7 protein-coding genes are annotated in these 8,570 nt (G+C 69.3%); 1 reads left to right on the top strand and 6 read right to left on the bottom strand.

The genetic code is table 11. The features are described from left to right. On the bottom strand, window positions 1-746 hold a 746-nt coding region (locus ACE3O8_RS01135), incomplete at its 3' end, for a helicase-related protein (protein WP_374385883.1). 537 nt (window positions 747-1,283) lie between these two features. Here ACE3O8_RS01135 and ACE3O8_RS01130 point away from each other — a divergent pair. Then, window positions 1,284-2,756 carry a peptidoglycan DD-metalloendopeptidase family protein gene (locus ACE3O8_RS01130; RefSeq protein WP_374385881.1) on the top strand — a complete coding sequence of 491 codons (1,473 nt, stop codon included), beginning with the start codon at window positions 1,284-1,286 and terminating at the stop codon, window positions 2,754-2,756. Window positions 2,757-2,760: 4 nt separating this feature from the next. Here the strand turns inward: ACE3O8_RS01130 and ACE3O8_RS01125 are convergent, their stop codons facing one another. The 5 genes from ACE3O8_RS01125 to thrC all read right to left on the bottom strand — a co-directional run bounded on the left by ACE3O8_RS01125 (window position 2,761) and on the right by thrC (window position 8,564). Next, entirely contained in the window at window positions 2,761-4,095 is a 1,335-nt protein-coding gene (locus ACE3O8_RS01125) for an APC family permease (protein WP_374385879.1), read from the bottom strand. A gap of 2 nt (window positions 4,096-4,097) precedes the next feature. Further along, the gene (locus tag ACE3O8_RS01120; protein WP_374385877.1) at window positions 4,098-4,997 is read right to left on the bottom strand and encodes a class I SAM-dependent methyltransferase; all 900 of its coding nucleotides are present in this window, start codon (window positions 4,995-4,997) and stop codon (window positions 4,098-4,100) included. A gap of 77 nt (window positions 4,998-5,074) precedes the next feature. Continuing rightward, window positions 5,075-5,950, bottom strand: coding sequence for a class I SAM-dependent methyltransferase (locus ACE3O8_RS01115; protein WP_374385875.1), 876 nt, complete (start codon window positions 5,948-5,950; stop codon window positions 5,075-5,077). Next, the gene (locus ACE3O8_RS01110; RefSeq protein ID WP_374385873.1) at window positions 5,950-7,182 is read right to left on the bottom strand and encodes a M16 family metallopeptidase; all 1,233 of its coding nucleotides are present in this window, start codon (window positions 7,180-7,182) and stop codon (window positions 5,950-5,952) included. Before ACE3O8_RS01110 ends, ACE3O8_RS01115 begins: the two co-directional genes overlap by 1 nt. Continuing rightward, the gene (gene thrC / locus ACE3O8_RS01105) at window positions 7,179-8,564 is read right to left on the bottom strand and encodes a threonine synthase (protein ID WP_374385871.1); all 1,386 of its coding nucleotides are present in this window, start codon (window positions 8,562-8,564) and stop codon (window positions 7,179-7,181) included. Before thrC ends, ACE3O8_RS01110 begins: the two co-directional genes overlap by 4 nt. Window positions 8,565-8,570: the final 6 nt, after the last annotated feature.

The following is an 8,570-nucleotide window of genomic DNA, read 5'->3' as shown; positions in this document are numbered from 1 at the left end:
CGGTGGCGACGGCCATCGAACTTCGACAGCGATGCGAAGGCGACATGGGCGATATCCATGTTGAGGCCCATGCCGATCGCGTCGGTCGCGACCAGATAATCCACTTCGCCCGACTGGTAGAGCGCGACCTGCGCATTGCGGGTGCGGGGGGACAGGCCACCCATCACCACCGCTGCCCCACCCTTGTGGCGGCGGAGCATTTCCGCCAGCGCATAGACATCCTCTGCCGTGAAGGCGACGATGGCCGACCGGGCGGGCAGCCGCGACAGCTTCTTCGGCTCTGCCCATTCCAGCTTCGAAAAGCGCGGTCGGTTGATGATCTGCGCATCCGGCAGCAGGCGCCGCAGCACCGGGCGCAGCGTTTCCGCGCCCAGGATCATGGTTTCGGCGGTGCCGCGCACATGCAGCATCGCATTGGTGAAGACATGGCCCCGTTCCGGATCGGCGCCCATCTGCCCTTCATCGATGGCGACGAAGGGAAAGGCCCGATCCGTGACCATGGATTCGGCGGTGCACAGGAAATAGCGCGCGCCCGGCGGCACGATCCGTTCTTCCCCGGTGACCAGCGCAACCTGCGCGGCGCCCTTCAGCGCCACCACCCGATCATAGACTTCGCGGGCCAGCAGGCGCAGCGGGAACCCCATCATGCCCCCGGTGTGGGCGCACATGCGCTCCACGGCGAGGTGGGTTTTCCCCGTGTTGGTGGGGCCGAGGACGGCGGTGAGTTCAGCCCCGAGGCGCGTCATGACGGCTGCGCCGGGCCAACGGCGGGGGGCGTTCCGGAAGGGGAACGAAGGGGTTCCAGCAGGCTATCCGGTCCGGGCGACCCGGCCGCCTCTTTGGGCATGCCGGCCAGACGGGCAACGCGAGTGCGAATGATCGCCTCTCCCACCAAGTCCTACCAAGATATGGTGGCATGGTGCGTTGCGGCACGCAAGAGATGGTTGTCAGTGCCCGTTTCATTGCACTGGGGTCCGTTGCCGATGGGCCACAGGATCGGGATTCGGCTCGTCCCCGCCATCGGGCGCTTCGTCGCAGCGCCACGGCGCCGTCGGGCCCCAAAGCTTGACCGCGCGGGGGGAGTGATTCAGGGTTCCCGTCCAACAACTTATCGTAACCGGCCGGGACGAGCCGGGCAGTGTTGGGGCAACCCCCTCGCTGAAGCTGACAGGGTTCGGGGCGTGAAGCCCCAAGGAGAGGGGTCGTATCCGGGTTCATGATGGCGCGCATCCTGACCACTGATTCCACGGAAACGTCTGCCGCGCGGGCGATCGGGACTGGCCTTGGCCACGATCGCTGACACGGCGCTGGCCGGGCGTGCGCCGGCCGCCCCCCGTTTCGATTTCAGCCGCCTGGCGGGCCTGGATGCCGCGCAGCGCCTGAAGCGGTCCGCGCTGCAATTCGCGGATGCCGACATCGTCGTGGACCTGGGGGATTCGATCGGGTCCGGCCATTGGTGGCGCGGGCTTGCAACGCTTGGCGCGCTGACGGCGGCTGCTTTGGCGTTGGGAACCAGCCTGCCCACGCTGCCGGGGGCCGTACCGCCCGCCCAGCCAGAGGCGCTGCGTGCGGAAAGCCGGGCGATCGGGATCGGCCCGCTGGCGCTGGGCAGCCCCTCGGCGCGCCGCGCGCCGCCCACGCCGCTGGCGCGGCGGCTGGCCGAAGCGCCGGAGCGGCCGCGGGTGGAGCTGTCCGCCAATGTGGGATCGGGCGGGCTGGAAGGCGCGTTGCGCCGGGCCGGGGTGGGCCGGGAAGATCTGGACCGGCTGTTCGCGCAGCTATCGGGCATTGCCAATCCGCGCGGGGTGAAGCCGGGCACCGGCGTGACCATCGTGCTGGGGCGGCGCGAAACCAAGGCCGTGCCAAGGCCGCTGGAATTCCTGTCGTTCCGCGCGAACTTCGAAACGAAGGTGGAGGCGCGGCGCGGCGCGGAAGGCCAGCTCGTCGTGAAGCCGATCGCCATCAAGATCGACAACACGCCGCTGCGGGTGACCGGCGTTGTCGGTGCGTCGCTGGAACGGTCTGCCCGCGCGGCGGGTCTGCCGGCGTCTGTGGTGCAGGAATATGTGCGCCAGCTGGGCTATGCGCTGGATGTCCATCGCGACGTCGGCAAGCGGGACCGGTTCGAGATCATCGTGGCGCACCGCCGGGCCGAGACGGGCGAGACGGAAATGGGCCGGCTGCTCTATGCCGGGCTGCTCAATGGCCGCTCCAACATCTCGCTGATGCGCTGGGGGGACAAGGGCGAATTCTTCTGGCAGACGGGCGAAGCCGTCCGCAAGGGGCTGATGAAGACGCCGGTGGCAGGCGCCCGGCAGACATCCGGTTTCGGCATGCGCTTCCACCCGGTGCTGGGCTACAGCCGGATGCACAAGGGCGTGGATTTCGGCGCCCCCAGGGGCACCCCCATCCTGGCGTCCTCCGGCGGCAAGGTGGTGTTCGCGGGCTGGGGCGGCGGCTATGGCAATGTCGTCGTGCTGGATCATGGCAAGGGCATCCGCACCCGCTATGCCCATATGCACAGGATCGGCGTGAAGAACGGCCAGCAGGTCGGGCAGGGCCAGTCCATCGGGCAGGTGGGCTCCACCGGCCTGTCGACCGGGCCGCACCTGCACTATGAAGTGTGGGCGAACGGCACGGCGGTCGATCCGCGATCGGTGAAATTCTTTGGTGGGGCGCAGCAGCTGGGCGGCCGGGATCTCGCCCGCTTCAAGGGCGAGATGTCGCGGCTGAAGGCGATCCCCGCTTCGGACTGAGCCGTCAGCGGGCGTTCCGGATCAGCGGAATCCCCAGCAACAGCAAAACGACGCCCAGAACCCCCGCATGGCGCCCCGACTCCGAGCTGGTGAGCAGGAATGCGGCATAGTCCAGCGAGGACCAGAGCATCGCCAGGCAGACGGCGAGAAACACCAGAGGGACGACAGGATAGAACGGCACCCGGAATCCCATCGCGTGCGGATGGGTTCGGCGCAGGCGGAACAGCGCCGCTGCCGTAAGCGCGAGGAACAGCCAGAAAACCGGGGCGCCAAAGGCCACCATCGCCGTGAAGCCATCGCGCGCGGTTGCGCCATAGGCCGTAAGGACGATCGCGATCAGCGCCTGCAGCAGCAGCGCCGGGCGGGGAACCGAGCGTGCCTGATCCCAGCCGGCGAGCGGTGCCAGCAGCGGCACCTGCCGCCCCGCCGCGCACATGGCGCGTGCGCCCGTGATCACGGTGGCGTTGATGGTGGAGAGCGAGGCGACGATGACGGCGGCGGCGATTGCGGCGGCAGCCGCCGGGCCGAACGCGGCCTCCAGAAGGCGGGTGGCGGGCGCCGGCGTCGCCGCCAGCGCTTCGCGGCCCAGCGTGAACAGGAAGGCGGCGTTGATCGACAGATAGAGGAGGGTGACGGCGCCGATGCCCAGCAGCAGCGCGCGGACAAGGCCGCCGCCGCCGGCCCTGGTTTCCGCAGACAGATAGGCCGCCTCGTTCCAGCCGCCATAGGCAAGCAGGATGAAGACGAGCGCGAGGCCGAGGCCGGTTCCGGCAGGCTGCGCGTCTGGCAGCGGCTGTGGGGCTGCCCCGTCGCCGAGGCCGAGCCACAGGGCGGCGGCCAGAATGGCGGCGATCGCGGCCACCTCGACTGCGACGAACAGCATCTGGCCGCGTCGCCCCGCCTCCAGGCTGAACATGTTGGCGAGCGTGACCCCGGCGATGGCCGCGCCTGCCCAGATCGCCGGATGCGGGCCGTTCGGCCATAGCCCCCGGGCATAATCCCCGACGACAAAGGCGACGGTGGCGATTGCGCCCGTCTGCATCACGGCGATGCGCGCCCAGACGAACAGCGCCCCCACGCGCGGCCCCCAGGCGAGGCGGAGGAAATGATACTCGCCGCCGATGGAGGGGAAGCGCGTGGCGAGTTCGGCATAGGTGAGCGCGCCCGTCAGCGCCGCCAGGCCGCCAAGCGCCCACAGCGCCAGCGCCTGCCATTCGGTGGATACGGCGGCCGCGACATCGGCCGGCACGCGGAAGATGCCCGCCCCGATCATGATGCCCACGATCATCAGGGCGACGTCGGCGGCAGAGAGCCGCCGCTGGGGCTGCGGCGCCTGCAAGGTCAGCCGGCGGACCTGATCCGGGTGGCGACCCAGCCCGATCCGACGATCTGGTTGCCGCGAAGTTCGCCGACCAGTTCCTGCCCGTTTGCGCGGACAAGATGGATGGTGCTGCCCTTCACATGCCCATCCTTCAGGGGGCCGCCGCGCGCGACGGAGAGCTTCTGGAACTGCTGGCCGATTTCGGCCGCGAAGCGTTCATTGCCCACCTCGAACGCCCAGCGGCCCGCGACCTGCGCCGGAACGATCCAGAAATAGCCCGTCGCGTCATCGGTGCTGATCGTCCGTTCCGGTTCCCATTCGCCCATGGTGAAGGCGTGGGACAGGATGCGGGTGCCCGGCTTCATCTTCAGCAGCGTGTCCCTCAGCTTCAGGTTCAGGCTGGGGAGGAGGTACATGGTGACGACGCTGGCGTCGGTGAAATCGGTTTCGAAGATGTCGCCGTTGATGAAGCTCGCCTTGCCGGAAACGCCGGCGCGCTGGGCATTGCGGCGGGCCAGCGCCACCATGTCGGGGTTATATTCCACGCCCAGCGAGCGGGCGCCGAAATCACGGGCGGCGGCGATCGCGATCTTGCCGTCGCCCGACCCCAGATCGACGACATAGTCCGTGGGCTTCACCTCCGCGACCGTCAGCATCGCCTTCACGAGGCTGTCGGGCGTGGGCACCCAGATCACGTCCTTCCCGGCCTGACCGACTTCGGGCTGATATTTCTCGTCGCCCTCCTGCGCCTGGCTGGTCTGCATCAGCGACAGGCGCAGCGGCGCGGATTCGGCGATGGGATCCGGCAGGGGCGGCGGGGCCAGCGGATCCTGCACATCGGGCGTGTTGCCCAGCATCTTCACCTGCGCGGCGGCAGGGGCCGCCAGCGAGATCAGGGACAGGACAAGCAACGCCTTCATTTCACGCACCTCCTTGCTGTCGCGGGCTGTTGTGGCACAGCTTCCGGCGGGCGGCGAGGGCCGTTGCGATGAATCGTTCAGGCGGCCCAGCGGGCGAAGATGGCGGTGGGAAGCAGGGTGCCGCGCGTTTCTTCGCGGATGGCCATTTCGCCGGGCTGCACGCGGCCGGGCAGATGCGCCGCCAGCGGCGCGAGCAGGCCTTCCAGCGCCAGCGCCGACAGGCGGACAGCATAGGTGGTGAGGATGAGGAAGCGGCTGTCGCCGTCCAGCAGCTTCACGCAATCGGCCAGCAGCGCGGGCAGATCGGTGGTCAGATCCCACACCTCTCCGTCCGGGCCGCGCCCGAACTTGGGGGGGTCCAGCAGAATGGCGTCATAGCGGCGGCCGCGCCGGACTTCGCGGGCGACGAACTTGCGCGCATCCTCGGTGATCCAGCGGATGGGCCTGTCGGCAAGGCCGGAAAGCGCCGCATTGGCGCGCGCCTGTTCGACCGCCTTCTTCGAGGCATCGACATGCACCACCTGCGCGCCCGCCCTGGCTGCAACGAGGCTGGCGACGCCGGTGTAGCCGAACAGGTTCAGCACCTGCGCGCCTTCGGGCAGGGCGGCGAGCCGCGCCCAGTGGGGCGCCATGTCGGGGAAGAATCCAAGGTGGCGGAAGGGGGTGCACTGCGCGTGCAGCCTCACGCCCGCCTGTTCGATGGGCCAGGCCGGCGGCACATTCGCATTCAGGCGCCAGCGGCCGCCGCCATCGTCGTCGGAGCCGCCGACAAACTCGCCATCCGCCTGCCAGTCCGCCAGCGCGGGGGCCCACATCGCCTGCGGTTCGGGGCGGATGAAGCGGTAGGGGCCGCAGCGTTCCAGCTTCCGGCCGTGGCCGGAATCGATGAGCGCGAAGTCGGGCGTCGGGTCTGCGACGAGGATTTCGAGCCCGGCTTGAACAGGGGAAGCCATCAGGCGGCCAGCCTGTCGGCCTTCGGGCCAACGGCGGCGAGGGCGACGGGGCTTGCCAGCATGGCGGCGCCTGCCGCGCGGGCCTCTTCCAGCGTGACGGCATCGAGCTGGGCGATCAGTTCGGCGGCCGTCAGCACGCGGCCCCAGGTGAGGATGCTGCCGCCCAGCCAGTCCGCGATGCCGCCGGGCGCTTCCAGCGCCATCAGCACGCCGGCCTTCTGCTGGGCGCGGGCGCGGTCCAGCTCGGCCGGAGAGAGGTCTCGCGCGGTGGCATGGGCGATTTCCAGCGCGAGGTCGCGCGCCTGTGCGGCATCGCCCGGACGCGACGCGGTATAGATGTTCATCATCCCCGCATCGGCATGCACCCCGTGCGAGGCGCTGACGGAATAGGCGAGGCCCCGCTCCTCCCGCAGCTGCTGGAACAGCCGCGAGGACATGCCGCCGCCCAGCGCCATGGCGAACAACCGCGCAGCGTCGATTTCCGGCGCGCGCGGCGCAAAGCCCCGGAAGCCAAGCGCCAGATGCAGCTGCTCGTTGCGCTGGCTGTCCGTCCGGGCGCCGCCGGTCCAGCGGGCTGGCTCTATGGGGCCGGGCCGGCCGGCCGGAAGGCTGCCCAGAAAGCGTTGGGCAAGGTCCACCATCCGCGCATGGTCCACCTTGCCCGCAGCCGCCAGCACCATGCCGTCGCCGCGATAATGCGCCTGTTGCCAATGGCGCAGCGCAGCGGTGTCCAGCGCAGCCAGGCTGTCTGCGGTGCCCAGAATGGGGCGGCCAAGGCTTTGGCCGGTGAAGGCGGTGGCCTGCAGATGATCGAAGACAAGATCGTCGGGCGTATCCAGCGCCTCTCCGATTTCGGACAGCACCACTTCGCGCTCCAGCGCCAGATCGGCTTCCGCGAACAGCGGGTTCGTGACGAGGTCAGAGACCAGCTCCACCGCCAGCGGCACGTCGGCTGCCAGCACCCGGGCATGGAAGCAGGTGGTATCGCGCGAGGTCCAGGCGTTCAGCGCGCCGCCGACATCCTCGATCTGTTCGGCGATCGTCCGCGCCGGGCGGGTGGCAGTGCCCTTGAACACCATATGTTCGAACAGATGGGCGAGGCCGTTTTCACCCGCCCGCTCATTGCGCGCGCCGACATCGGCGTTGAGCGCGACAGCCGCCGTTTCCAGCCCCGGCATGTGGAGGGTGGCGACGGTGAGGCCATTCCCCAGGATGGTGGTTTCAGCGGTCATGCGCGGGCGCGGATGTGGGCCTTCAGCGCCGCTTCATCGGCAGGCAGATGGTCATAGCGCTCCTCGCGGTCGAACAGGTGGGCGACCCGGCGCGGCAGGCCGGGGCGGATGCCTGTCGCCCGTTCCACGGCATCCGGGAATTTCGCCGGGTGGGCGGTGGCCAGCGTCACGAGCGGCCCTTCGCAATCCTCCGCCCGGGCGCGGGCGGCTGCCAGGCCGACGCCGGTGTGCGGATCGATCAGCTGGCCGCATTCGCTGTTGGCCCAGGCGAGCGCCTGCATCATGCCCGCTTCGGTCACGCGCGACGCCAGGAACAGCTTCGAAGCCTCCGCCCGCTGCGCGTCCGTCAGCTTCAGCGTGCCCGACTGTTCGAAGCCCTGCATGGCGGCGGCCAGCGCCGCGCCGTCGCGGCCGTGGAGATCGAACAGCAGGCGCTCGAAATTGGAGCTGATCTGGATGTCCATCGACGGCGTCGCCGTGGGCGTGACCTTGCCGACGGAATAGTCGCCCGCCGACAGCGCCCGGGCGAGGATGTCGTTGACGTTGGTGGCGACCAGCAGGCGGTTCACCGGCAGCCCCATCCGCTGGGCGCAATAGCCCGCGAACACGTCGCCGAAATTGCCGGTGGGAACCGACCAGCTGGCGGCCCGGTGCGGCGCGCCGAGCCGGACCCCGGCATGGACATAATAGACGATCTGCGCGAGCAGCCGGGCCCAGTTGATGCTGTTCACGGCCGACAGCTGGAATTCGGTGCGGAAGGCGGCGTCGTTGAACAGCGTCTTCACCAGCCGCTGGCAATCGTCGAAGCTGCCGTCGACCGCGATGTTGTGGACGTTGGGCGCGTTCACCGTCGTCATCTGGCGGCGCTGAACGTCTGACACGCGCCCCTGCGGATGCAGCATGAAGATGGTGATGCCGGGGCGGCCCGCCACGGCCTCGATTGCGGCGGAACCGGTGTCTCCGCTGGTCGCGCCGACGATCGTCAGCCGGTCGTTCGCGCCCAGGAAATGGCCGAACAGCCCGCCGAGGAATTGCAGCGCCACATCCTTGAAGGCGAGCGTGGGGCCGTGGAACAGTTCCAGCAGCCAGTGGCGGTGATCCAGCTGCACCAGCGGCGTGACGGCAGCGTGGCCGAAATCGCCATAGGCGTCTGCGATCAGCGATTTCAGCTCCGCATCCGTCAGCGAGCCCTGAACATAGGGGCGCATCACCGCCAAGGCGGTTTCCGCATAGCTGGCGGTGGCGAGCGATTCGAGAAGCTCGGCCGAAAGCTGCGGCCATTCGGCCGGCAGATAGAGGCCGCCATCGGTTGCCAGACCGGCGAGAGTCGCGCCCCTGAAATCGAGGACCGGCGCCTGTCCACGTGTGCTGAGATACTGCATGACCGC

It is taken from the genome of Sandaracinobacter sp., assembly GCF_041909755.1.
GTDB lineage: Bacteria > Pseudomonadota > Alphaproteobacteria > Sphingomonadales > Sphingomonadaceae > Sandaracinobacteroides.
Note: the sequence above shows the minus strand (reverse complement) of the source record. Positions and strands in the feature narration are given on the sequence as shown.

Excerpts from the sequence above, each read along its gene's own strand:
- ACE3O8_RS01120 (WP_374385877.1), bottom strand. The coding sequence starts at position 4,997 with ATGAAGGCGTTGCTTGTCCTGTCCCTGATCTCGCTGGCGGCCCCTGCC.
- ACE3O8_RS01115 (WP_374385875.1), bottom strand. The coding sequence starts at position 5,950 with ATGGCTTCCCCTGTTCAAGCCGGGCTCGAAATCCTCGTCGCAGACCCG.
- ACE3O8_RS01110 (WP_374385873.1), bottom strand. The coding sequence starts at position 7,182 with ATGACCGCTGAAACCACCATCCTGGGGAATGGCCTCACCGTCGCCACC.
- thrC (WP_374385871.1), bottom strand. The coding sequence starts at position 8,564 with ATGCAGTATCTCAGCACACGTGGACAGGCGCCGGTCCTCGATTTCAGG.